An 835-nucleotide genomic window follows, 5' to 3' on the forward strand; every position below is an offset into this window, starting at 1 on the left:
GCGAGTCGGTCCCACCCCTTCCCATCCCGAACAGGACCGTGAAACGACTCTACGCCGATGATAGTGCGGATTCCCGTGTGAAAGTAGGTAATCGTCAGGCTCCCTCAAGCCAAGAACCCCCGCCCAAAAGGCGGGGGTTTTTGCATTGGCGCGATGGAAATGCGAGCGGAATGGCGAGTGCAAGGTGGCAAAGGTGCTGTAATGGCCGATGATGCTCGACGTTGCTCGATGATCGTCGAAAAATGTCACTTTCCGGCAAAAATCCCCCTGACCTGAGACGTTTCTTGTAGCCATCTGGCAAGTGAGTTCTCTTTTATCCTAGAGGCAAGGAGAACTCGATGAAGAAGCGATTTACCGACGAGCAGATCATCCGGATCTTGCGCGAGGTCGAGAGCCGGGACGAGCCGGTGAAGGACCTGTGCAAGCGCCACAACATCTCGGAACAGACGTTCTATCGTTGGCGCAACAGGTTCGGCGGCATGGATGTGGCCGACGCCCGTCGGCTCAAGGATCTGGAATCGGAGAACGAGCGGCTCAAGCGCCTGATTGCCGAGCAATTGCTGGTCATCGACGGTCTGAAGGAATTCAGCCGAAAAAAATGAGCACCCCAACGGGCCGGCGCGAAGCGCTGGAAGTCCTGACTCGGCGGGGTCTCTCGCAACGCAAGGCATGTTGTTATCTGGGGCTGAGTCGCCGGGTGGCCACCTATATGTTTACGCCGACCGGAAATTGAGCCACTTGTAGGGATCGCGCCGACTGAAAACTGAGCCGGGCAATCAACCTATCCTGCTAGTTTTTCAGGCAGGGTGTTTGGGGATGATCCCGATGACCATGA

General features: G+C 56.5%; 1 rRNA gene and 1 pseudogene. Both read left to right on the forward strand.

From position 1 onward, the window contains the following. Positions 1-100, forward strand: a 5S ribosomal RNA gene (rrf, locus tag HWX22_RS31290); the annotation flags it as partial. Between the two features lie 238 nt (positions 101-338). Beyond that, positions 339-703: pseudogene (locus HWX22_RS31295) on the forward strand (transposase); the annotation flags it as partial. Positions 704-835: the final 132 nt, after the last annotated feature.

Source organism: Burkholderia sp. BCC1638, from assembly GCF_902833195.1.
In the GTDB taxonomy this organism is placed as follows: domain Bacteria; phylum Pseudomonadota; class Gammaproteobacteria; order Burkholderiales; family Burkholderiaceae; genus Burkholderia; species Burkholderia diffusa.